We start from the raw sequence: 24,122 nt of genomic DNA on the forward strand, positions 1-24,122 counted from the left end.
TCTCAGGGAAGGACAGCGCATGAGCGTTCTTGACGACAACATTGCAAAACTTGACGGCTTCCTCGGGCGGTTTCGTGATACCGGCATACGAAACCGTATCGCAGGTCAGGATGTGGCGGGATCCGAAGGTGTGTTTCAGACGCTGTCGCCCGTCGACAAATCAGTGATCTGTGATGTTGCGCATGGCGCTGCGGCCGATATTGATCAGGCGGCCAATGCGGCGCACGACGCCTTTGCCGCGTGGCGTGACATGCCCGCGACTGAGCGCCGCAAAATCATCATTCGGATCGCCGAAGGTATTGAGGCGCGGGCCGAAGAGATCGCGCTGTGCGAATGCTGGGATACCGGGCAAGCCTACAAGTTCATGTCCAAGGCCGCGCTGCGCGGTGCCGAGAACTTTCGCTATTTTGCGGATCAGGTTGTGCAGGCCCGCGACGGGCAGCACCTCAGATCGCCAACCCTGATGAACATCACCACGCGCGTGCCGATTGGTCCCGTGGGTGTGATCACGCCCTGGAACACGCCATTTATGCTGTCTACGTGGAAGATTGCGCCGGCTCTGGCGGCGGGCTGCACCGTGGTTCACAAACCTGCGGAGGCGTCGCCGCTGACCGCGCGCCTGTTGGTTGAAATCGCCGAAGAAGCGGGTTTGCCGCCCGGCGTTCTGAACACCGTCAACGGGTTTGGCGAAGGTGCGGGCAAGGCGCTGTGCGAACATCCCAGGATCAAGGCGATTGCCTTTGTCGGCGAAAGCCGGACCGGCAGTCTGATCACAAAGCAGGGCGCCGATACGCTGAAGCGCAATCACCTTGAGCTGGGGGGCAAGAACCCCGTGATTGTGTTTGACGATGCCGACCTCGACCGTGCGCTCGATGCCGCGATCTTCATGATCTATTCGATCAACGGCGAACGCTGCACCTCTTCCTCGCGGCTTTTGGTGCAGGAGACGATCCGCGAAGATTTCGAGGCGAGGCTGATTGAACGCGTCAACAACATCCGCGTCGGGCACCCTCTTGATCCCAAGACCGAAGTGGGTCCGCTTGTGACCCAAGAGCATTTTGACAAGGTCACCAGCTATTTCGACATCGCCAGGCAGGACGGTGCCACGGTGGCGGCGGGCGGCACGGTCGTGGGCGACGAGGGGTATTTTGTCCGGCCCACGCTGTTCACGCAGGCCAACAATCAGATGCGCATCGCGCAGGAGGAAATCTTTGGCCCCGTTCTGACCTCCATCCCCTTCTCGACCGAGGAAGAGGCGCTGGAGATGGCCAATGACACGGCCTACGGTCTGACGGGCTATGTCTGGACCAACGATCTGACCCGCGCGCTGCGGTTCACGGACAAGCTGGAGGCGGGCATGATCTGGGTGAATTCCGAGAACGTCCGCCACCTGCCCACGCCCTTTGGCGGTGTCAAAGCCAGCGGGATTGGTCGCGACGGCGGGGATTGGTCGTTCGAATTCTACATGGAGCAAAAGCATATCGGCTTTGCAACGGGTCAACACAAAATCACCAAATTGGGAGCGTTGTGAGATGCCTGTACCCGCACCAAACCTGTACCCCGATTTCAACACTATCCGCCTCAGCCACGTGTGCCTGAACGTGAAGGACCTCGCCGCGTCGAGGACGTTTTACACCGACATCCTTGGCCTTCAGGTGACGGATGAGACCGACAGCCACATCTACCTCCGGGCCATGGAAGAACGCGGGCACCACTGTGTGGTCCTGCAAAAGTCCGATCAGCCTGGCACCGTGGAGGTGATGGGCTTCAAGACGTTCGACGAAGACGATCTCGACCGTGCGGAGGCGTATTTTCAGCGCAAGGGGCGTCCGACCGCATGGGTCGATCGTCCCTATCAGGGCAAGACGCTGCTCACGTCGGACAATATGGGTATCCCGCTGGAATTCTATCACAAGATGGACCGGCTGGAGCCGATCCACCAGAAATACGCGCTCTATCGCGGGGTCAAACCGCTGCGCATCGACCATTTCAATTGCTTCAGCCACGACGTGGATGCGTCCGTGGCGTTCTATTCCGATTTCGGCTTCCGCGTGACCGAATATACCGAGGACGAGGACAGCAAAAAGCTGTGGGCGGCGTGGATGCACCGCAAGGGCGGCGTGCACGATATGGCGTTCACCAACGGCACAGGGCCGCGCATGCACCACGTGGCGTTCTGGGTGCCGACACCGCTCAACATCATCGACCTGCTCGATCTGATGGCGACCACCGGCTATGTCGGCAACATCGAACGCGGGCCGGGGCGGCACGGCATTTCCAATGCGTTCTTCCTCTATATCCTGGACCCCGACGGGCACCGGATCGAGATTTATTGCTCGGACTATCAGACGGTTGACCCGGACCTTGAGCCGATCAAATGGGACCTGAAGGACCCGCAGCGCCAGACCCTTTGGGGGGCTGCGGCACCGGAAAGCTGGTTCAAACACGGCACGACATTCGTGGGTGTGGACACCAGGGACTCCGACATTCAGGCCAGCCCGATCATCGCGCCGTAGGAGACTGTCATGGATTGGGACGAATTCGCGGGTTGGAGCAAGCAGATCGCAGATTGGGGCGCGCAGTATCACAAGACGCTGCGCGACCGGCCCGTGCGGGCCCAGACGGCACCCGGCGCAATCGCGGCCCAGCTGCCCGCCCGTCCGCCGGATCAGCCCGAAGCCATGGACGAGATCCTGCGCGATTTCGAAAACATCGTGATGCCGGGCATGACGCATTGGCAGCATCCCCGGTTCTTCGCCTATTTCTGTGCCAACGCCGCGCCGCCGTCGATGCTGGCCGAACAGTTGGTCAATACCGTCGCCGCGCAGTGCATGTTGTGGCAGACCTCGCCCGCTGCCACCGAGCTGGAAGGTCGGATGATCGATTGGATGCGGCAGGCTCTGGGCCTCGCCGATGGGGTCACAGGCGTCATTCAGGACAGCGCGTCCTCCGCCACCCTGTCCGCTGTGCTGACGATGCGCGAGAGGGCGACTGGGTATACCGGCAATCGCCACGGTTTGTCCGGCAAGGGGCCCTTGCGCATCTACTGTTCCGATCAGGTGCATTCATCGATTGATCGTGCCTGTTGGGTTGCCGGCATCGGGCAGGACAATCTGATCAAGATACCGGGGCAGGGGCCACGGTTTGGCATGGACGCGGCGGCACTGGATGCCGCGATCCGCGCGGATATTGCGGCGGGGCACACGCCTGCGGGCATCATTGCCATCACCGGTGGCACTGGCGTCGGTGGGTCCGATGATCTGACCGCTATCGCACGCGTGGCGCAGGACCACGATCTTTACACCCATCTGGACGCGGCATGGGCCGGCTCCGCGATGATCTGCCCGGAATTTCGGGATGCGTTTTGGGCGGGCGTGGATGCGTATGACAGCATCGTCTTCAACCCGCACAAATGGCTGGGCGCGCAGTTTGACTGTTCCATCCAGTTTCTGCGTGACGCTGAACCGCAACTCAACACGCTGAAGATCGAGCCCGAATACCTGAAAACCAGCGGCGATGCGGTGACGAACTATTCCGAATGGACCATCCCGCTGGGCCGTCGGTTCCGCGCGCTCAAATTGTGGTTCCTGCTCCGGTCCTACGGTCTGGACGGGCTACAGACGCGCATCCGCAACCATGTCGCGTGGGCAGAGGAACTGTGCGAGGCGATCCGCGCCCTCGACGGGTTCGACATCAGCACGAACCCGATCCTCAGCCTGTTTTCATTCCGCTGTCCGGGGGATGATGCGGCGCAGCAGCGGTTGGTCGATGCGCTCAATGACGATGGGCGGATCTACCTGACCCAAGGGTCCTTTGACGGGCGCAAGGTCATACGGGTGCAGGTGGGTCAGTTCGACACAACACGGGACGATGTGATGGCGGTGGCGCGCGTCGTGCAAGAGGTCTGGGAGGCCATCAGATGAACTTTGCAACCTACACAAGCAATGGTGAGACCTTTTATGGCGCGGTTGCAGAAGCGGGCATGATCGCGCTCAATGACGCGTTCCTGCACTGGCCAACGCTGTTTGATGCCGTGCAGGCGGGTGGTTTGACGGCTTTGAGCGATGCTGCGGTGGGCAAGGCCGTCACCCACACCGATTTTCAGTTCGAGATGGTGCTGCCCAATGCGCGCCGTATCCTCTGTGTCGGCGTGAACTTTCCCGACCGGAATGCAGAGTACAAAGACGGGTCCGAGCAGCCGAAATTCATGTCGCTGTTCCCGCGCTTTGCCTCCGGGTTCACGGGGCACGACCGCCCCCTGATCCGCCCCCCGGAAAGCCACCAGCTCGACTATGAGGGCGAGGTTGCAATTGTCATCGGCAAAGGCGGGCGGCGCATCGCACAGGCGGATGCCTATGATCACATCGCCGCGCTGACCCTGTGCAACGAAGGCACGATCCGCGACTGGGTCCGGCACGCCAAGTTCAACGTGACTCAGGGCAAGAACTGGGACAAGTCCGGCGCAATCGGCCCGTGGCTTGTGCCCTTTACGGATGCTGCCCAGCTTGATGACGCGCGCATCATCACCCGCGTGAACGGCGAAGTGCGGCAGGACGACGTCCTGAGCCGCATGATGCACCCCATCCGGCGTGAGATTGAATATATCTCGACTTTCATGACGCTTGAGCCGGGCGACATCATCGTCACGGGCACCCCCACCGGATCGGGCGCGCGGCTGGACCCGCCACAATATCTCAGACCCGGCGACGTGGTCGAGGTTGAGGTGAACGGTATCGGCACCTTGCGCAACACGGTTGAGGATGAACAGCCATGACGCCACAGGATCACGCACAGGCCGCAGCCGATCTGCTGCGGGCCGAAGAAACCGGCGCACAGATTGGCCTGCTGACCAAGCGCCACCCGGAGATGGGCATGGACGATGCCTATGCCGTGCAGAACGCAATCTACCGCGCGAAGCTGGAACAGGGGCGGTCCGTGGTGGGCTGGAAAATCGGGCTGACGTCAAAGGCGATGCAATACGCTTTGAACATAGACATCCCGGACAGCGGTATCCTGTTTGATGACATGGTGTTTGACCATGGTGCCACCGTTCCCGCGGGCCGGTTTATCCAGCCGCGGATCGAGGCAGAGATTGCCTTTGTCCTGAAATCGCCCATCGGTGGCGGGCATGTGACCCGCGACGATGTGATCGCGGCGACAGACTATGTGGCCCCGTCCATTGAAATCCTCGACACTCGTATCCTGCGCGTTGATCCGGAGACAAAAACGACGCGGACCGTGTTCGACACGATCAGCGACAATGCAGCCAATGCGGGCGTTGTCCTGGGGGCAGAGCGGCACGCGGTGGATGCGTTTGATTTACGGTGGGTCGGCGCGATCACGTCGCGGGACGGTGAGGTTGAGGAAACCGGCCTCGGGGCGGGCGTGCTGAATGATCCGGTCGAAAGCGTCGTCTGGCTGGCCCGCCGCATGGCGCAATACGGTCAAAGCCTCGAACCGGGTCAGATCATCTTGTCCGGCAGCTTCATTCGCCCGGTCGAGTGTCCGTCCGGCGCGGACATCCATGCGGATTTCGGACCGTTCGGCACGGTTGATATTGCGTTCGCGTAAGCGCCGCACCCTTCGTCAAGCTTGCTCGATCATGAACGCGTCGAAGAAGGCCGCAAGCGCGGCATGGTCTGTCACGGGCAGGATGTTGGCCACGTGCTGGTCCGGCCGCACCACAACGATGCATCCCTGATCCCGGTTGATCCCGCGCAAATCATAGATGTCGTTGCCGGGTTGTGCGTGAAACACCTTTTCGTAGTCGCGCAGACCGTATTTCCCTTTGGCGGGCCAAAGGTGGTCATGCAGATCATGCATGGAGAGGTCCTGCTGCTGGAACACGGCATAGGTATCGATAACAGCGTCCGGATCAGCGCCTGTCGCCGTATACTTTACCGCGGGTGACGCAGGTGAGTTCGCCAGATGATCAACGAATTGATAAGCGGCCGAGGCCGGGCTTGTCGGATCTTCCGCGCCGCCAAACAGGAAGATGCGCCACCGGCCATCCGCCTTGACGAGGTGTCCCAGATGCTGGCTGCGCCCGTCACACACGCGCGTCGCCTCTGCGGAAAAGAACCGTTGCCCGATGTTGAAGCCGGTCGCCAGATGCTGGTTCTCCTGACCGGTGGCGATGTACGACGGGAAATACTCAATCGATGTCCCGCTGACAAAGCCGCTTTGCCGCTTCATGAAGGCTTCGATTTCCGCCGTGTCGATGCGCGCCTTTTCCGAGGTGTCACTGGCCGAGGGCCGCGTCGCGACAATGCGGGACAACTCCCTGTCCGCGTTGATCAGCTGATTGGCAACCTTTCGGCGTTCGGTGCCGTAGGTCGCAAGCAGTTTGGCGTCACTCTGACCGCGCAGGACGGCCGCCATTTTCCATCCCAGATTGAATGTGTCGGGCAAGGACGTGTTCAGGCCCCAACCGCCCTTGGGGCTGTGCGTGTGACACGCGTCCCCCGCAACGAAAGCACGCGGGATGACATCGTCGCCGCTGCCGACGGGACGGTTGTCAAAGCGATCCGCAAGGCGTTGCCCCACCGAATAAATCGACCACCACGCCACTTCCTTCACGTCGAGCGTGTAGGGATGAAAGATCTGCTGCGCCTTCGCGATCAGGTCCTGTTCGGTGACGTTGATGTCGGTGGCACGTTTGTCTTTCTCGATACTGTCCATTTCGACATAGAAGCGGATCAGATACCCCCCTCTCGCGGGATGGTCATGACGGCGCCGTGGTCCTTTGACTGGATAAAGCTTTTGACGCGGATGTCCGGGAAATCCGTGTTCAAAAGGATGTCCATCACGCCCCATGCCTTGTTGGCGGAATCGCCTTCCAACGTGATCCCGAGGCTGTTGCGTACGCGGCTGCGACCACCGTCGCAGCCCACGACAAACCGCGCCTTCACAGTCTCCAACGCGCCTTGCCCGGCGTCGTCCACCCGTTTGAAGGTCGCAGTGATCGGGTGCGCCGACAGGTCCTGTGTCAGGCTGTCATCAATCTCCATGCTGACGAATTCGCGACTGTAATGCGGGCGCAGGTTGCTCACGGAATGGGCCATGCCATCGGTCAACAGTTCATGCAGCCGCGCCTGATTGACGATGCCGTGGGTGAACTCGGACAGCCCTGCGCGCGCATCCGCGATCTTTTCGGTCCGTTTGATATGTTGCGGGTTGTCCGCATCCGGTTCCCAAAACGTGTTTTGCTTGAGCTGGTAGGTCTCCTTGACCACCATTTCGCTGCTGTTGAAGGCTTCCATGATCTCGATCGTGCGGCACGAAATACCATCGGCCCGTCCAAAGAGAAGTGGGCCAGACGCCATGTCGACGATGCAGGTTTTGATGTCCGCAAATTCCGACATTTGCCGCGCCATGGTCAGACCCGCGGGACCGGTTCCAACGATCAGGACATCGACCTCTTGCGGGAGCGGTTCAATGGGGGGATCGGGATACGGCTTTCTGGCCGCGTCCGGGATCTGATAATTACCTGGTTTGAACCCATTGAGGTGGAACTGCATCGGGGTCGCGTCCTGTCTGATCGCTCATGGCGGCGTCGGTAATTTAATACACATGTTAATTATATGGCTGCCGTGGAAAAGGCAAGCATCCGCGCGTCCGTGAGGTGACGCGCCCAGCGGGGGGACGTGGATTGTTATCGTGCCAGTGTGTGGCGGCCGGCAACGCAGGGCTCCTGACGCACGGGGCTTGGATACGGTTCAATTCGAAGTCAGGCGCGCGGCATCGGACAGATCGGAAACGGCTTGAGCGTAGGCTTCGATAAACGTGCCAAGCGACCCTTGCACGGCCCCGGGCTCAAAGATCACGCTTTGCAGCCCAAGGCGTTCCACTGCGGCCAGCGCCTCCGCAGGTGGTTGCGCTTCCCAAATCAGGATCTGCGCATTCTGTTCCTCGGACAGACGCTTCAACTCGGCAAACTGGGCGTCTGTCGGCATGGCTCCCGCCTCCCATTCGAGCGATGAAATCGTCAAACCATACCGCGCCGCAAAATACTGATAACGGGGATGCGTCGCGATGATCGAGGTGCCGGCAAGACCGTTCAGGGCATCCCGGGCCGTGGTGTCCAACGCGGTGAGATCAGCGCGGAGCGCGGCCAACTGCGCCTCCACCGCCTCCGCTGGGGCGAGGTCGCGGGCGATGAATGCCGCCGCGATGGCTTCGGCCTGCGCGATGGCCAGCGTCGGGTCGAGCCATGTATACGACGCCACCCCTTCATGCGAATGCTCACCCCCGTCGCCGTGACTGTGCGTAATGCTTTGCGTGACGATGAACCGGTCTGTGATCGCAGCAGAGGTGTTCACGATCCGCGACCGCGGCAGCGACACACGATCAATCCATGTGGCGAATCCCGCACCGTTCAGCAGGATCAGGTCTGCCGATTGTATCATGCTGATATCCGCAATCGCCGGACGCCAGAACGACGGATCAACGCCTTGGGGCACGGGAAACACGATATCTGCGGCACCATCGCTGAGCCTCTCGGCCAAATCGTGCAGCGCCTGATTGACCGTAACGACGCGCGGTTTCTCCTCGGCCGTGGCTGCGGTTGCGCATATCAACGCCAGAGCAAGCGCGCACAGGCGCGCCCCGATATGTGTCCAACTCAGCTTCCGCATTTGCGCGCAATATCCTCCGGTGTCACGATCCAGTAATTGTCATGACTGCCTGTATCGACCTCTATGACCAGCCCGCTGGAGTGGTCGACATCTGCCAAGGGCACACGCGCTGTGCCGTCGCTGTTCAGTGACAGGGTCGTGAGCAGGTTGTTTGCGCCGTCCAGCACCCGTACATCGCCTTTTTGCGTCACGCGCCCGCTGGAAAACTTTGCCTCGACCGTCACCGCTTCGCAGTTCACGGAAGCAAACACCACAAGCTGATGCGCCGCCGCGCCAATCGGTGCGACGACGAAACCGGCTGCAACGGCCAGCGCCCGGATCATTGGCCTGTCCACGCTTCGAAGTGGACCCAGATCACGGCGCCCAGCTCGACCGCCTTGTCTGCGCCGTCTTGCGGCAACGTGTAATCGGCCGTGTTGAGCGCTGCAAAACCCCACCAGCCATCGGACGGCGGCGCATAGGTAAAGACGCCATTTGCGTCCGCTTTTACGGTTTGGGTGATCATCAGGTCATCAGGTGCCGTTGCGCCTGCGCCGTCGTTGAAAAACTCAACCTCAACCTCTGCATAGGGCACCGCGGCACCATCCATTTTCACGATCCCCTGAAACACGTTGTGTTCCCAAAGGCCGAAGGGCTTGGAGAGTGGCACGATCTCGGTCTTGAGGCCAAGTTCGGTATCCCACCCCTCATCATCGCCATAGGCGGTCACGTAGGTCTTGGTATAGTGGATGATGAACGCGTCTTCGGCGGGTTCCCAATAGGGCTGCGGTTCCATGGCAAAGACGTAAGTGCCGGGCCGCTCCAACGGGTAATTGAGCGTAAAGCCCTGTTCGTCCATGACCGTTGCATCCTGCAAGCTGCCAAGCAGGTCCGTTGTCGATCCCTCATGGGTGACGGTGAACGACGCAGGCGTGTCGAGCATCATGCCATCCATCTCGAAGGGATGCGAAAACGACATGGTGAGCGCGACGCTCCGCCCGTCTTGCTGGCTGATCATCGGATCGTTCGGGATGATCATGCCGTAATGTGCCAGCACGGGGGATGCGGCGATAAAAGCACCAGATGCTACAGCCAAAAAACGTCGTTTCATGGAACCTCCTGTTGGTTATGTGCCCAAGGTGAGCAGCCAACCCACCCACGCGTCTGCATTATGCGCAACGATCGCAGCACCGACCGCGGCAAGGCCTCCTGCAATCAACAATAGCGTCACAGTTTCTGCCGCCAAGAGGCGCAGGACCATACCGCGCTGCGCGCCCAGTTTCACGGCGGTCGCGGTTTCGCGTGCGCGCAGACGATAGCTCAGGAATACGGCAAGCCCGACAGCCGCGACCGCAGCAATCGCGATGATCGCCGTCACGACATCCAGCAAGGACTTGATCCGGAAAATCCGGTCGACCAACCCCTGGATCACCTGTGCCGGTTCGACCAGTTGCACGGGCAAGGCACCATCAAGGTACCGCCCTTTCAAAATCGTGCGCGCCCGCGTGTCATTGGGCACAACGATCACCGCAGATGTGGGAAAGTCATCCTGACTGCCATGAAAATGGAAGCTTTCGATGTTGTCGTCCGTGATCCGCTGGTATTGCACGACGGCAGCATTGGCCAAGGCATCTGTACCTTCGGCGACTTGCGCGGCGGTCACCACATCTTCGTGGCCATGCCCGATACCCTGAATGACCCAGGCCGTTTTGATATCGACAAAAATGGCTTGATCGTCGGGCGAATTTGTCGGCGCAAGGACCCCGACAATCGGCATTTCAAGCGGGTAGACACCGTCGAGATCAAAGAGGTTCTCCGGGGCGGAGACGAGGGTGTCCCCCACGCCCTTTCTCAGGGTGCGCGCGACATCGGCCCCGATCACCGCATCGCCCAGCAGGGACAGGCCACGGCCGGTTGCCGGCGACAATTGGCGAAAGTCGAAATAATCGAGTGTCGTCCCCACGATCCGGAAACCGCCGGAGGAAAAGGCCGTGTGCACCGGGATCGGCACGCCCAGACCGCTGTCCCAGACCGCCTCGACCTGCCGCATCGCGACGGGTTCCGGTCGTTCGTCGGAAAAGTAAAGCGCAGCCATGGTCAGATCCAGCTGCGACCCGCGACTGCCCAGCAAAAGCGGCGTTGCCTCGCCCCGCGCGACAAGCGCGCGTTCACTGGTCGCCAGCAGGGTCTGTGTGGCGACCGGAACGATCATGATGAGCGCAGCCACAGCAACCAGCACAAGGCTTTGCGCCCAGTGATAGCGCAAGTAGGAAAAGGCAAGAAACAGCGCGTTCATGCCACCGTCCGTTCCCGGAACTGCGCAAAATCCAGAACGCGTTCGAACCGCGGCAGCAGCTCGTGATCATGGGTCACGGCGAGCACGGCAGCCCCGGCTTCGGCCGCCTGTTCAAACAACAGATCAAGGATCCGCGCCTTGCTGTCGGGATCAAGATTTCCGGTTGCCTCATCGGACAGGATCAGCTTGGGCTGCGTGATCAGCGCGCGGCAGATGGCGACGCGCTGCTGTTCGCCCTGGCTCAGTCCGCCGGGGTGCCGGTCCAGTTTGTCGCCGATCCCGCAGGCCGCGGCCAGCCATTCCGCCCGGTCGCGTGCCGCCGCATCCAGTTTCAGCGCGGGGGTGATCCGGTACGGGTAAAAGATGTTCTGCCGGGCAGACAGGTAGTCGAGAAGCGCGAAATCCTGAAACACAAATCCGATCTGGCTGGCGCGGAACCTGCGGCGTTCGGCATCTGACAACCCCGAGACCACAGTGCCCGCGACCTCGATATGTCCGGTTTCCGGCGTCAGGATCCCCGCGATCAGGTTGAGAAGGGTCGTCTTTCCACTGCCGCTGGGGCCCACGACGGCCACCCGCTCTGTGTCACCCAGCGAAAACTCCGGGACGCGCAGGCGAAACCCGCCAGCACCGTAGCCAAAGCCGAGGTTTTCAACCCGCACCATCAGTTTGTCTGCGGGGCAGGGAAGGTTTCGCCCGCGTTGTCCCGGTTGACATCAAGCAGCTCGAAATCGGTGATCCGCCACGCGCCGTCAACGGGCGCCACAGTCAAATCGGCGCTATAGGTGTTGCCCCGCACGTGCATGTGTTCCGCATGACCGACGGTGCCAATGACCTGCCATGACGCGTCGATCAAAAGCGCGCTGTTGTCGCGGGCGACCTGTGTGTTCAGCAGCTTGATCTCGTGGATCGTCTGATCCCCTTCATCAAGCCCGCCGCCCTTCATCGCGCCCACGCGTTCCAGGTAGAGGTATTCAAGCGCCTCACCATGGGTCACGCGCGCCAGCGTGTCATAGATCGCATCCTCCTGCGTCTCACCAAAGGCTTCGTAAACCACCAGCAACAGCGCGGGTGTCAGCCCCCAGAACTGCGTCTCGGCCTCGGTGATGGAAAGTGGATCAAGCCCGGGCGCTGAAAACGTCTCCGTCTCCGAAATCCGGGCCGCGTTGGGCCACAGAACGGCAACACCAGCCGCAAGGACGCCCGCCAAAACCAAGGCCGCAATCTTGTATGTGGGTTTCACAGTTCAAACACTCGGGCTGCCAGCGCATCGGTCGGCGTTCAAACTGTTCGAGATACATGGAAAGTGCAAGCACTACGGGGGCCGATTGCCATCACACTGCGGACAGTGAGGCTGTTTCCTGCCCCGGGTCGCCCGCGCAAGTGATCACAGTTCGGCCATGGCTGCCGTGATGCGATCCAGACAGAGTTTGCCAAATGCGGGCCCCGCATGCATGACATCATCCTCGCGGTGGGCATCATCGGTTCCGAACCGTTTTGCACCTGCGCGGTATGTCTCCTTGGTCAGGCACCCTCTTGTAACGGTCTGATCCGGTTGGGTCAGGACAGACACGTCCGGAATACGCGCAAACGCGCTGTGATGTGCTGCGGTGTAGCTTTCGGCAAAAACGGATCCATCATCGTTGTGCAGGATGCGCTTCAGCCCGGTCAGGTGGGGTCGGTGTTTGAGCGTCCTTTCGGCAAGATAGGGCGGCGGCACGACAAAGATGGGCACCGTGCAGTGTTCGCGCAGCTGCGCGGCGATGCGATAGGTGAAATCGCTCTGGATTATTCCGATCATGCATTCTTCAAACGCGGCAGGTGTCATGAGGCGCCGATTGCTTGGGGAATGTATCATGGATTTTAGAGATTTAATTGCATCACGTGCGCCGTTCCAGTTTGAAACGACATAATCCTGAAGGATGGTGAATATATTGAATGCAGTCACAGTGCGTGAAACAAAGACAACCGCATCAAATTGCGCGGCATCCACGGTTGGGTTCAGGCCGCATCCTTTCCAGAAATGCGCCAATGCGTCGCCCTGTGCCATCAATTCTGTTCCAGAAAAGGCAAATTGATCCACATATTGCCGGGGCCATGTGATCGGCGCAATCTCCAGCTTATCTGAATAGAATGCCTTGTTCGCCTCCAGCATCATTGTGAGGTGACTGTCACCAATCATGCATAGCTTCATTTTTCTGCAAATACCTCTAAAAGCATTTCTTCGCAGATCAATGCATCTTGCTCCTCAATATCGTTGGTATCGAAGGTGGCAACGGGCGTGACGTCCGCCGCTTCGACCTTTTCCAGGCTGTCGAAGGAATTGAAGAACACGGACATCACCCGGTCCACTGCGTCGCGGCGGACCGTGCGCAGGTTTGATGTGTAGGCGTTGGCGATAAAGGGCGTGCCGGTCACCAACTCATAGGACGGAAAGTAATCGACAAATTCGTGCTGCAGCGTGAGTTCCTCTGCCACGGCGCGCAGCACGGATTTGGAATATGTGGTCGCGGCGAGGATATGATTTTGCGTGGCTGTTGCAGTCAGCGGAACGGGGGACACTGTCAGCAGGACGCGGATGTCGCTGGCAAAATCGCGCATCAATTCGAGCGCAATATTCATGTCTTCCAGAACCTCGGCAAAGCGCAGGTTCACGAATGAATGCGCGGCGGGATCATACTGTCCCGCCACCACACCCGGCGCAGTCGGGAAGACGAGGCCAGTTTTCGTGTCTTGCCACGTTTCTGTCAGACCAAGGGTGAATACAAACACGTCGGTGTGTTCGAAAATCGATCTGACCCGGCTCAGATGGTCGCGTCGATGGATCCGCAGGTCATCGATGCTGGCATAGCCTTTTGGTTCCACATTGGGCCGGAGCCCGTCAAAGTAAACGTCGCTATCCGCCCAAACGGCCGCGTCATGAACATCGCCGGTAATGCTGTCGACCAGCAGTTGCCGCAATTGCCGCGCCGTGTAGATGTTTCCATAGCGTGCAGAGAACAAATCATAGCCATAGGCCTTGGCGACATGCGGCGGCATCCCGTATGGTGCGGGTTCCACATCGACCAGTTCCAGCTCTGATCGTTTGACATATGCACCGATGTTTTGCGCAAAACAGCTTCCCGCTGTCGCGATCCGGTCGCCGGGGGTCAGCTGATGGCGGGGCGAGAACATGTGCCCTGAAAGAAAGTCATCGCTTTCGCGACAGGCCTTCCAAAACGCTGATTGGCCTTGGGAGGCGTATGGCATCGGTCACCTTTCCGAACACGTGGACAACGACAATGTGCAAACGAGGCCGATGCGTAGTCAAGCGCCAACTTTCAAACGCACCATGGCGTGCGAGCGGCGCAGATGTCCGTGCGGAGACCGGGTTTGAACGTGGGGCATGCATGGGCCGCAACGCCGCACTCGTGCCGCGCTTGGCCCCTCGGTAAGCTGCAAAAGGACCACCGGAAAAGACCGTACCAGGCGTTCGTTCAACCCCTGTTAGACAGTCGTGTATCCTGCGGCGACCCTATCCACCAAGCGCTGCGAGCAGCGGGACAAGAGGCAACAGGAACAGGATGGCTTCGAACCCAAACCCACCGTCATCAGCCTCTTCTTCGCTGGCCTCGGCGTCCAGATCTTCGTCACCCAGGCCGCCTTCATCAATGGGGATGACGGGAAGCACGGGGTCGTCACCTGTCCCGCCGTCACCCGGCAAAACCGGGTCGCCGGCGGTCTCATCATCGACCGGAGCATCGGGGATTGTCGGGTCGTCCGTGCCATTGTCGCCGGTTTCGCCATCCGTGATGTCCTCAACCGGCTCAACCAGTGTCTGCACCAGTTCTTCCGCCAGAATGGCGCCAAAATCTTCGGCGTAGTGCAGGCTGTCCTCAAACATGTCCCCAGCCGCGACGCCCGCGTCTTCTGCAACGGTGTCCGGATCGAGCGTTTGAACGAAGGCATCGTTTTCTGCCACGTCTCTTTGGCCTTCAATGACAGTGTCCCAGCCGATGCGGTCCGGCGCTGCGGGCGCATTGTTGGAGAGCTCGAGGATCGTGACCTGCGCTTCGTTCATGCCAACGTCAGTTTCACCAAGGGCCGCTTCGACATCTTCGCGGAATCCGTCGATCAACGCATCGAGTTCGTCGCCATATTCGCTGGCGCCACCCGCAAAGAATGTGTCGGCTTCCCCTTGGACCCAGATCATTCCACCGAAGACGCGATCATCATCCTCAAGCAGCGCATTGACGGTTTCGAATGTCAGTTCCTCTCGAAGCTCGTCCGGATCGCTCCAGTCCAGTCGATCGTCTCTTTCACGAGTTAGAGGCCCACCGGCGTCAAAAACACGAATGAGTTCGTAATTTCCCGCGCCGTATTGCGCAATCAGGGCATTTTCAATGTCATCCGAAAGAAAGCCAACATTGCTTTGGCCTGCGAGAATAAAGACTGGAACTGACATAATTTACCAAACCTCCGATATGAGGCTTGGCTAACCGAGATAGTTTAAACCTTGGCTAACAACAGCATATACATTTTCTTAACTTAGATAATTGTTTGGTATTTGCGAAGTTTAAGCGAATTTTTGTAAAATCAAATTTAAATTTATGTAGGTTTACTGGAGAGATAGAAATTCTGATATACAAGGAATAGTCGCTTCGAAAATTTATTAAGCGCTGGCTAGTTTTCATAGGCATTAAAGAATTTTAATAATAATAGATACAAATACCGCTTAAGTACTGAGCGGATACCGTTCGGGTGTTCGGCCGTTCTTCCGGCGTCGCGTGCCGGGGCACGACAGATCCACGGAGATGCTTTTTGCTCCGGCTCGTCCGACCGCGTGGGCGTCGCGCGTTAAGCAGATGTGTGCAGGCAAAGCTGATCAACGATGCACAGTCTCGGTCCGTTGTCGGTGATCGGGGGGCACGTCCGCGACGATTTTGTCGCCATGCGCTGCGGGGTCGCCAACTCGTATCAGGTTGCGACCTGTTCACCCAAGGACCACACCGACACGATCAACAGCGGCGGTGCACCGCGGTCAGCTGCTTCCAAATGCGGACGTATTGACTTGGCAGTGTCGCGGTCCGGTATCAACCCGGCCGCGCTGCGCGGGATGGTAACGTCGCGCAGCCGTTCAGGTCGAGGGCTGCGAAACAGGGCCGTGCTCAACTCCTCAGTGATGTCAAAGCCCAAAAGCCGTGCCTCCATTTGTGCCGTCTCATCCGAGACGCCTGTTTTGCAAAGCTGAGCCATCAACCCGTCCCGGGCAATCCTTTCATCCTCCTGTGCGCTGTTCTCCAGCCCCAGTGCGATCAGTTCGGTAGCGTATGGAAGCGGCATTGTGTGCTGGGTCAATTCGCCAACATCCCGCCACATCGTCGTGGCGCGCCAATAAGCGGCCTCGCTTGCATCGATCATGATGGCATTCGGCAGCGTATGGTCTTCGGCCTTTGAAAAGGCGCTTGGCCAGACGGCTGTATCGGCAGAACATCCAAACGGAGCTTCAGGCCAGAGTGACCATGACGCCATGTCACCCCATCGGTCTCTGAGCCGCACGGCCCTTGACGGATCGATCCGCAGATCAATTCCGACAATACGCTCACCCGTTGTCGACAAAATCGGCATCGCCTAGTCCACAAGTTGATCACGCTGCGAAACCCCAATTTGGGGCAGGCAGATCACGATTTAAACTTAGCCCATAAGCAAGCGCAGGTCTTTGGATTTTACGGCATTTTTCGCGGAAGCGTGTGATCCTCGGTGCAAGGTCGATGCCGCCGCCCTTGCCCCAGAAACCGGGCACGAACAACATGGGTGCACCGAAACAGCCTTTCAGAGCGCCCCTTTCGTTTCAACGGATTGCGCAGGCCTGCGGCGTGGCGATCGCGATCTCACTTCGATACTGTGCTGTGCGTGTGATCGGCGGGCCGTCCCGGACCGTTACGTCCCACGGGTCGTGCTGCGCACCACGAGTTGCGATGGCAGTTTGATCGCCTCCGGGCGTGCACCGTGTTCAATCCAGTGGTGCAGCGCGCGCGCCGTCTCACGCCCCATGTCGTCCAGCGGCAAACTGATGCTCGTCAACGCCGGTGACGTCGTGGATGAGGCGGGCAGATCCTCCATCCCGATGACGGAAATGCTGTCCGGCACCGCCACACCCATGGACTGCAACCCAAACAAGGCACCCAGAGCCAACACATCCGACACGCACAGCAATGCCGTCAGCCCGTCGACAGACCGCACCAGTTCTTGCACGCTGTGCGCGGCCTCATCATAAAGCAGCGCCCGTTCGACAAACACCGTGTGTGCCGGCGCATGCGCGCGCAAGGTCTCGATCCGGGCCAAGGTGCGGTCGTTCGTGTCGACAGGACCATGCAGCACGGCAATGTTGCGGTGCCCCAGATCAGTGAGGTGATCCAGCGCCATGCGCGCGATTTCGGCATTGTCATAGCCGATGGTCGGGAATTCGTGTCCAGGTGCGAAATAGGACGTGGCAATGACGGGCAATCCGCGCCGCTGCACACGGTGTGAGAAGTCCGGGCCGTGGTGCACGCCCGAGACGATCAGCCCCTCCACACCGAGGTTCATCAGCTCTTCGGCGCGCCGTATTTCGACCGCCGGATCACCGCCAGTCGTCGCCACGATCAGGGATAGGCCACAGGTGTTCAATTCCTCTTCCAGCGCATTCAGGTAGCGCGCGAAAATGGCGTGGTCCAGCGTCGGAACCAGGGCGCCGACGATGTGCGTGCGACCACTGTTGATGGCCCGTGCAAGTGGGCTCGGGACAAATCGCAAGGCATCAACGGCGGCTTCCACACGTTCCCTGGTCGCTGCGGCCACGGGGCTGGTGCCGTTCAGCACCCGCGAGACGGTCGCAACGGAAACGCCAGCCTGGCGGGCAACGTCTCGCATATTGTTTCGGCGCTTTGCCCGCTGATCGGTCATAACGGTATCTTTACGATTGGGTAAACACGGCGCAACACGTAATTCTTGACATATGAAACTAGTTACAGATGCTGATGTAACTGGTTTCACGCAGGGGCGCGGAGAATCAACTTGCTCGACCAAAAGGTCATCCAAAGCTTCGCGACCGTGGGCAGGCGGGTTCAGGGACGTTTGTTTGCCGGGTTCCCTGATTCCGCCGCTCCGATACACCACAGCCTGCCGCCACGGGGATGTTTGCGGCTCAAACTGTCCCAAGGAGATGTCGTTCGGATCGGCGATGATCCGTTTGGCGGCGCGGTCGCATTGATGGCATTTGGGGCGCGCGGGGACCGTCTGGAGCCGCGCTTTGGCCTTCCGGAGGCCGTGCCTTTGGACAGCGCTGATTTTGACGATTCGCCTCTGTCCGGCTGGCTTTCCGCACTTGGGTTTGACACCAGCGGCCACCTTGTGGCCACGCAGGTCGAAGGGCTGGATGAGGCACTTGTTCTCGCAGCACCGGTAGCGTGCGATCTCGTCCTGATCCGCCCCTTGCCTCGGGAGGATCTGATCGAAGGACGCACCGTCGAAGCGGTGGATATCAGTGTGAAGCGGGCCGATGCAGCACCAGTGCTGCCGGAGCCGTTGGGCGACGTTCGGGACGAGTTCACCGTGGGCCGCGCGACCGCGCGTGCCTACGAGCTGCGCAAGGGTGAAACCCTGCAAATCATTGACGTGATGGGGCAGCAATGTTCGGACTTTCAGGCGTTCCGCGCACGGACACTGGATGCGGGCGCCGAACATATGATCGACGGCACGGCGACGCGATCCATGGTGCGCCGCTCCTTTCCCGGCCCGGGTCTTTTCGACAAGTTTTACGATGGGGAACTGGCACCTGTTTTGCAGGTGCTTCAGGACACATGCGGGCGGCACGACACGTTCGGGCTGGCGTGCACCGCGCGCGGATATGAAGAACGCGGATTTCCCGGCCATGTGAATTGCTCTGACAATATCTCGCAGGCCATGGCACCGTTCGGTGTCAAACCGCGTTCAGGCTGGCCCGCGATCAATTTCTTCTGGAACACTTGGGTGGACCATCACCACAGCCTGCAAACGGCGGAATCCTGGTCGCGTGCGGGGGATTATGTGGCCATGACTGCCCTTGATGACCTTGTGTGTGTCTCCACGGCATGTCCGGATGACATTGACCCGATCAACGGCTGGAACCCGACGGATGTCCACGTGCGCATCTACAAGCCCGAGACAAAGATCATGCGGGCTGTTGCCTACCGCAGGAAAGAAGACGCGCCGATGCAGATATCGCAGACTTCCGCCTTTCACGCGCGGCTGAGCCCCCTGACGGATCAATTCGCGCCCGCGCGCGACCTGTGGGCGCCGATCAGCTTTCCAAGCTATGGCACCTTGGGCGAATACTGGGCCTGCCGCGAGGCTGCGACGCTTCAGGACATGAGCGGATTGCGCAAGTTCGACATCATCGGCCCGGATGCCGAGGCGCTGCTTCAACTGGCCATGACGCGGGACATCGGCAAGCTGGGGGTGTGGCGCGGCACCTATGCGCTTCTCTGTGATGTCAGTGGCGAGGTGATTGATGACGGCACGCTGTTCCGTCTGTCCGATCACCTGTTCCGCTGGTGCTGTGGGTCCGAAGAAAGCGGTCGATGGCTGACGCAACTGGCGGCAGAGCATGATTTGCAGGTGCGCATTCATGATCTGCAAGGCGCGCTGCCCAATCTTGCGCTGCAAGGGCCGAAATCACGCGACATCCTGCGCAAGGTTCTGTTCACGCAGCCGCATGTTCCCAATCTGGATCAACTGAAATGGTTCGGGGCGACAATCGGGCGGCTGAATGATCGCGATGGCGTGCCGTTTCTGCTGACACGCACCGGCTATACCGGTGAGTTGGGCTATGAGCTTTTTTGCGCACCGGACGGCGCGCTGCCGCTGTGGGATGCGCTGATGGATGCGGGTGCGGAGTTCGGGCTGAAGCCGATGGGGTCCGCAGCACTTGAGATGATCCGGATCGAGGCGGGCCTTGCTGCCAATGGCGCGGAATTCGCGCCGGGGCATGACGCATTTGAGGCGGGTCTGGGTTTTGCGGTGGATCTGAAAAAGGACGCATTTGTGGGGCTTGAGGCGCTGCGGCGCAATGCACAGGCACAGCGCCGCACGCTTGTCGGGCTCCATTTCCGGTCCGATGACGCACCACTGGCCGGATCGCCCGTGTTCAAAGGGGAACGGCAGATCGGTCAGGTCACGTCCGCCACGAAATCCCCGACGCTGGGCCATGGCATTGCCATGGCGCGCCTGTCGGTCGAACACGCCACGCCCGGTGATGAAGTTGAAGTTGGTCTGTTGGATGGGCGCATGAAACGGCTGAGTGCTTCGGTCGCGTCTGTGCCCTTCGTCGACCCAAAAAGAGAAAGAGCGCGTGCATGAGCGTTGTCGAACTGGAAAATGTCTGGAAGGTCTTCGGGACCAAGGCGTCGGAGGCCATGGCCGCGATCCGTTCCGAAGGGATTGGAAAGGCGGAAGTCCTGGAGCGCTTTAGCGCGGTGGTTGGTGTCAAGGACGCGTCATTCTCGGTCGATAAGGGAGAGATCTTCTGCCTTATGGGGCTGTCGGGATCGGGCAAATCCACGCTGGTGCGGCACATCAACCGACTGATTGAGCCGTCCTCGGGCACCATTCGCATCATGGGCGAAGACATCGGTGGGATGAAAACCGAAGAGCTGCGCGCCACGCGCGCCGACAAGATCGGCATGGTGTTCCAGAACATGGCGCTGCTGCCGCACCGGTCCGTGCGTGACAACATCGGCTTTGCCCTCGAATTGCGCGGGATCGACGGTTACACCCGGGCGCAAAAGGCGGATCAGGCCTTGGAAACGGTGTCGCTGCATGGCTACGGCGACAGGCTGCCGTCCGAGCTGTCCGGCGGTATGCAGCAACGCGTCGGATTGGCCCGCGCACTTGCCGCGGATCCGGAAATCCTGCTCATGGACGAACCGTTTTCGGCCCTTGATCCGCTCATCCGACGCAACCTGCAGGACGAATTCCTGGGTCTCAGCCAGAACCTCAAGAAAACCACCGTTTTCATCACCCACGATCTTGATGAGGCGATCCGAATGGGAGACCGCATCGGGATCATGAAAGACGGTGAAATCGTACAGATCGGCACCGCCGAGGACATCGTGACCGCGCCTGCGGATGACTATGTCGCGGATTTCGTCGCCGGAATTTCGCGCCTCAAACTGGTGTCTGCCGCCAAGATCATGACCCCGCTGGACGCCTTCATGGCGCAGAACGCAGGGATCAACCTTGATACCGGTTGCCCCGAAGCCGTGCCCGAGGACGATCTGGATACGCTGGTCGGCCTCAGCACCGGTTCGGACAAACCGGTGCTGATCAAGTCGGACGACAAGGTCGTCGGAATCGTGACCAAAGACACGTTGCTGCGTGGATTGCAGGGAGGAGCCGAGGCATGAGCGGTGCAGAACAACGTGAAACCGATGACCGTGACGTCTCCATCGGGACATTTGTCGGTCAGGCAGAGGCGTATTATGCGCCGGTGTTCGAAAAGGTACAGCGTGGCAGCCTGCCACGCTGGCACCAGAACATATGGGCCCTGATTTTACCGTGGGCCTGGGCCGCGACGCGCGGTGTGTGGCTGCTGTTCTGGGTATCGCTGGCCATTGATGTGCTGGCCCTAGTGTGCCTCATGCAGGTCATCAAATTCTCGCCTCTTCTGGCAGAAGCGCAGCTGGATGCGGCGGCCAACAGCACGCTGGTGGCGCGGTATTCGTCGTGGATCACGACCTATGGCTGGGCCGCGGCGATCCTCTTTATCGGCGGGCGCCTCTGGATGGGCAGCAGTGCAAACCGCTGGTATTTCTCGCAATATTCCCGCTGGCGCATCAATCATGCGGTGCCGAGCGGCGTGGATATGAAACGATTGCTGGTGGGTCTGCTTGTCGTTGCGATCATCGCACCGCTCACGACATATCGCGCAACGCAATTGCGCCTGGATGAACGGGCCTGTTTCAACCAGATGCGCGCAGGCGAGGTGGTGAACCAGTTGCTGCCTGCCTATGACGTGCCCGATGCGGCAGCACTTTTGACCGCGATGGACGGTGACATTGCCGACATGCAATCACGGTTCGACGCCCTCGACGCGATCGAAAACCGGACCGACGAACAGAACGCGGAGCGCAGCCAACTGCGCCGCGACATTCGCGACATGGGACGCGAACGCGATCAGGCAACTGAGTTCCAGACCATCTCGGCCGCTGACCGGTTCGACTGCGCCTTTATCGACGACTTCCCGACGCTTGCGCGTCTCGATCCGCCTGCGGACATCACCTATCGCCGGGTCGCTGACGAAGAGGCCATCGCCGCAGGTGACGAGGACGCCACCAAGGTGATCGCGCAAGTCAAGGACCCTGTCGAAGGGCGAAAGGTCACGATCTTTACCTACTCTGCCGAAAGCATCGACATCGGGATCAACAAGCTGCGGGCGCAATATGCCGGTTTCTTTGACGCGATGACCAATGTGTTGCGCCAATCGCTTATCCGGGTTGAGGTTGCGTTCATGCAGACCCCGTGGCCGGTGGTCGCCTTCCTGTTCCTTGCGCTCAGCTGGGCGTTTGCGGGCAACGGGACAACCATCTTTGTCGGCGCGTCACTCGGGTTTCTGGCGCTGTTCGAGCTGTGGCAAATCGCAATGCAGACCATGGCGCTGGTGGTCGTCTCCACCGCCGTATGTGTCTTTGTCGGGCTGCCCATCGGGATCTGGATGGCCAAGAACAAATGGTTCCGATGGATCACCGAACCCATCCTCGACGTGATGCAGACGATCCCGTCGCTCAGCTATCTTGTGCCTGCGGTTGCCTTCTTCGGGATTTCGCAGCCCCCCGCGGTGCTGGCCACGGTGATCTTTGCCATGCCGCCGATGATCAAACTGACGGCCCTCGGCATCCTGCAAGTGCCCGAAAGCACCAAGGAGGCGGCCCTTGCCTTTGGCGCCTCCGAACGCCAGCTTTTGCGCAAGGTCGAATTGCCGATGTCGATCCCGTCGATCATGGCGGGCCTGAACCAGACCATCATGCTTGCGCTGTCGATGGCGACCATCTCGGCCTTTATCGGCGCCGAGGGGCTGGGTGCGATTGTGACGTCCGCGCTTGGGGATGCCAACGCCGGCAAGGGTCTTCTGGCCGGTGTTGCCATTGCATTGGTCGCGATGATGATCGACCGCATCCTGAAGGGGATCCGAAACTCCTTCAGCCGAATCTAGTTCCGAAACCTTCATTCAACATAACAGGGAGAAACCAAATGAAACTGTTGAAGTCTGCAACGCTGTCGAGCGTCTTGGCGATCGCCGCCACAGGCGCGTTTGCGCAGGAAAAAGTCACCTTCTCGGACCTGAGCTGGAACGGTGCGCAGGCCATTGGCCACGTGCTGTCCACAATCATCGAAACCGAAATGGGCGGCGAAGCCGAGATCGTGTCCGGTATGAACCAGGCCGCAGTCATCATGGCGGGCATGGACAAGGGTGATGGGTCGATCGACGTGTTCACCGACATGTGGATGCCGAACCAGCAAGCGCTGTGGGACGAATACATCGACGGCAACGGCACGGTGAAAACCAACCAGCCTTATAACGGCACATCCAACATCTACGTGCCCAGCTACATGACCGACAAAGTCAAATCCATCGAGGACCTCAAGAACCCCGAGATCGCCGCGATGTTCGACACCGACGGCAATGGCAAGGGCGAATACTGGGCCGGTGACGTGACCTGGGCCTCGACCAAGCGCTGGCAGATCAAGTTCAAGTCCTATGGCCTCGACGGTCTGTGGGAGCCGAACATCGTCTCCGCCGACACGTTCAAGGCGGGCCTCGAGGCTGCATACACCTCCGGCAAACCACAGCTATTCTACTACTGGACGCCCGAGGCGATCCACGTGAAATATGACCTGACCGCCGTGGAAGAGCCCGCGCGCAGCGACGGTTGTGAAGACGTGAACCTCGACGCCGAAGACTGGCTCGAAGTGTCGGAATTCAACTGCGTGATCGCGTCGAACGAGATCTTCGTGGCCTATTCCGCATCGCTGGAAGAGCGTAACCCGGCGGCTGCGAAAATGCTGTCCAACGTGCAGTTCACCGGTGACGAGATCAACGGCTGGATCGTCGAAATGTTCGAGAACAAGCGTGACCCGCGCGAAGTGGCCGAAGACTGGATCGCTGACAACAAAGAGACAGTACAATCCTGGATCAACGGCTAAGCCGCACGCGA

21 protein-coding genes and 1 pseudogene are annotated in these 24,122 nt (G+C 59.9%); 9 read left to right on the plus strand and 13 right to left on the minus strand.

Going from position 1 to position 24,122, the window contains the following annotated elements; translation table 11 throughout:
* Positions 1-19: 19 nt before the first annotated feature.
* From hpaE to hpaH, 5 genes are read left to right on the plus strand one after another with little or no spacing between them, the layout of a single operon-like run.
* Positions 20-1,531 carry a 5-carboxymethyl-2-hydroxymuconate semialdehyde dehydrogenase gene (hpaE, locus tag ACERHN_RS13295; RefSeq protein ID WP_415919499.1) on the plus strand — a complete coding sequence of 504 codons (1,512 nt, stop codon included), beginning with the start codon at positions 20-22 and terminating at the stop codon, positions 1,529-1,531.
* A gap of 1 nt (position 1,532) precedes the next feature.
* The gene (gene hpaD, locus ACERHN_RS13300; RefSeq protein WP_415919500.1) at positions 1,533-2,516 is read left to right on the plus strand and encodes a 3,4-dihydroxyphenylacetate 2,3-dioxygenase; all 984 of its coding nucleotides are present in this window, start codon (positions 1,533-1,535) and stop codon (positions 2,514-2,516) included.
* Between the two features lie 9 nt (positions 2,517-2,525).
* Positions 2,526-3,923 (plus strand): pyridoxal phosphate-dependent decarboxylase family protein, encoded by a 1,398-nt coding sequence (locus tag ACERHN_RS13305; protein WP_415919501.1) that lies wholly within the window; start codon positions 2,526-2,528, stop codon positions 3,921-3,923.
* The gene (locus tag ACERHN_RS13310) at positions 3,920-4,774 is read left to right on the plus strand and encodes a fumarylacetoacetate hydrolase family protein (RefSeq protein WP_415919502.1); all 855 of its coding nucleotides are present in this window, start codon (positions 3,920-3,922) and stop codon (positions 4,772-4,774) included. Before ACERHN_RS13305 ends, ACERHN_RS13310 begins: the two co-directional genes overlap by 4 nt.
* On the plus strand, positions 4,771-5,571 hold the full coding sequence (hpaH, locus tag ACERHN_RS13315; RefSeq protein WP_415919503.1) for a 2-oxo-hept-4-ene-1,7-dioate hydratase: 801 nt from the start codon (positions 4,771-4,773) through the stop codon (positions 5,569-5,571). The genes ACERHN_RS13310 and hpaH overlap by 4 nt, the downstream gene beginning before the upstream one ends.
* Before the next feature lie 15 nt (positions 5,572-5,586).
* Here hpaH and ACERHN_RS13320 read toward each other — a convergent pair whose 3' ends face one another.
* The 13 genes and pseudogenes from ACERHN_RS13320 to ACERHN_RS13380 all read right to left on the minus strand — a co-directional run bounded on the left by ACERHN_RS13320 (position 5,587) and on the right by ACERHN_RS13380 (position 17,802).
* Positions 5,587-6,195, minus strand: a complete 609-nt coding sequence (locus tag ACERHN_RS13320; protein ID WP_415922742.1) for a hypothetical protein — start codon at positions 6,193-6,195, stop codon at positions 5,587-5,589.
* Positions 6,196-6,351: 156 nt separating this feature from the next.
* Positions 6,352-7,520 (minus strand): annotated as a pseudogene (locus tag ACERHN_RS13325) (FAD-dependent monooxygenase); the annotation flags it as partial.
* A gap of 198 nt (positions 7,521-7,718) precedes the next feature.
* Positions 7,719-8,636, minus strand: coding sequence for a metal ABC transporter substrate-binding protein (locus ACERHN_RS13330; RefSeq protein WP_415919504.1), 918 nt, complete (start codon positions 8,634-8,636; stop codon positions 7,719-7,721).
* Positions 8,624-8,959: a hypothetical protein gene (locus ACERHN_RS13335; RefSeq protein WP_415919505.1), complete on the minus strand. Its 336-nt coding sequence runs from the start codon at positions 8,957-8,959 to the stop codon at positions 8,624-8,626. Before ACERHN_RS13335 ends, ACERHN_RS13330 begins: the two co-directional genes overlap by 13 nt.
* A complete protein-coding gene (locus ACERHN_RS13340) occupies positions 8,956-9,726 on the minus strand; it encodes a DUF4198 domain-containing protein (protein ID WP_415919506.1) in 771 nt (256 codons plus the stop codon). The genes ACERHN_RS13335 and ACERHN_RS13340 overlap by 4 nt, the downstream gene beginning before the upstream one ends.
* A 15-nt stretch (positions 9,727-9,741) precedes the next feature.
* The gene (locus ACERHN_RS13345; protein ID WP_415919507.1) at positions 9,742-10,911 is read right to left on the minus strand and encodes an ABC transporter permease; all 1,170 of its coding nucleotides are present in this window, start codon (positions 10,909-10,911) and stop codon (positions 9,742-9,744) included.
* On the minus strand, positions 10,908-11,576 hold the full coding sequence (locus ACERHN_RS13350; RefSeq protein WP_415919508.1) for an ABC transporter ATP-binding protein: 669 nt from the start codon (positions 11,574-11,576) through the stop codon (positions 10,908-10,910). The genes ACERHN_RS13345 and ACERHN_RS13350 overlap by 4 nt, the downstream gene beginning before the upstream one ends.
* Positions 11,576-12,154 (minus strand): hypothetical protein, encoded by a 579-nt coding sequence (locus tag ACERHN_RS13355; RefSeq protein WP_415919509.1) that lies wholly within the window; start codon positions 12,152-12,154, stop codon positions 11,576-11,578. The genes ACERHN_RS13350 and ACERHN_RS13355 overlap by 1 nt, the downstream gene beginning before the upstream one ends.
* 144 nt (positions 12,155-12,298) lie before the next feature.
* Positions 12,299-13,093: a hypothetical protein gene (locus ACERHN_RS13360; RefSeq protein WP_415919510.1), complete on the minus strand. Its 795-nt coding sequence runs from the start codon at positions 13,091-13,093 to the stop codon at positions 12,299-12,301.
* An 8-nt stretch (positions 13,094-13,101) separates the two neighbouring features.
* Complete coding sequence (locus tag ACERHN_RS13365; protein WP_415919511.1) at positions 13,102-14,085, minus strand: GSCFA domain-containing protein; 984 nt, start codon at positions 14,083-14,085, stop codon at positions 13,102-13,104.
* Positions 14,086-14,425: 340 nt separating this feature from the next.
* Positions 14,426-15,355 (minus strand): sialate O-acetylesterase, encoded by a 930-nt coding sequence (locus tag ACERHN_RS13370; RefSeq protein ID WP_415919512.1) that lies wholly within the window; start codon positions 15,353-15,355, stop codon positions 14,426-14,428.
* A gap of 512 nt (positions 15,356-15,867) precedes the next feature.
* Positions 15,868-16,311, minus strand: coding sequence for a hypothetical protein (locus ACERHN_RS13375; RefSeq protein ID WP_415919513.1), 444 nt, complete (start codon positions 16,309-16,311; stop codon positions 15,868-15,870).
* 519 nt (positions 16,312-16,830) lie between these two features.
* Positions 16,831-17,802 (minus strand): LacI family DNA-binding transcriptional regulator, encoded by a 972-nt coding sequence (locus ACERHN_RS13380; protein ID WP_415919514.1) that lies wholly within the window; start codon positions 17,800-17,802, stop codon positions 16,831-16,833.
* A 267-nt stretch (positions 17,803-18,069) separates the two neighbouring features.
* Here ACERHN_RS13380 and ACERHN_RS13385 point away from each other — a divergent pair, with 267 nt between their 5' ends.
* From ACERHN_RS13385 to ACERHN_RS13400, 4 genes are read left to right on the plus strand one after another with little or no spacing between them, the layout of a single operon-like run.
* Positions 18,070-20,268: a DUF1989 domain-containing protein gene (locus ACERHN_RS13385; protein WP_415919515.1), complete on the plus strand. Its 2,199-nt coding sequence runs from the start codon at positions 18,070-18,072 to the stop codon at positions 20,266-20,268.
* Complete coding sequence (locus ACERHN_RS13390) at positions 20,265-21,314, plus strand: quaternary amine ABC transporter ATP-binding protein (protein ID WP_415919516.1); 1,050 nt, start codon at positions 20,265-20,267, stop codon at positions 21,312-21,314. The genes ACERHN_RS13385 and ACERHN_RS13390 overlap by 4 nt, the downstream gene beginning before the upstream one ends.
* Complete coding sequence (locus ACERHN_RS13395) at positions 21,311-23,119, plus strand: ABC transporter permease (protein WP_415919517.1); 1,809 nt, start codon at positions 21,311-21,313, stop codon at positions 23,117-23,119. Before ACERHN_RS13390 ends, ACERHN_RS13395 begins: the two co-directional genes overlap by 4 nt.
* A 38-nt stretch (positions 23,120-23,157) precedes the next feature.
* On the plus strand, positions 23,158-24,111 hold the full coding sequence (locus tag ACERHN_RS13400; RefSeq protein WP_415919518.1) for a glycine betaine ABC transporter substrate-binding protein: 954 nt from the start codon (positions 23,158-23,160) through the stop codon (positions 24,109-24,111).
* Positions 24,112-24,122 lie beyond the last annotated feature (11 nt).

The sequence above is a fragment of the Tateyamaria rhodophyticola genome, assembly GCF_047777875.1.
Classification (GTDB): domain Bacteria; phylum Pseudomonadota; class Alphaproteobacteria; order Rhodobacterales; family Rhodobacteraceae; genus Tateyamaria.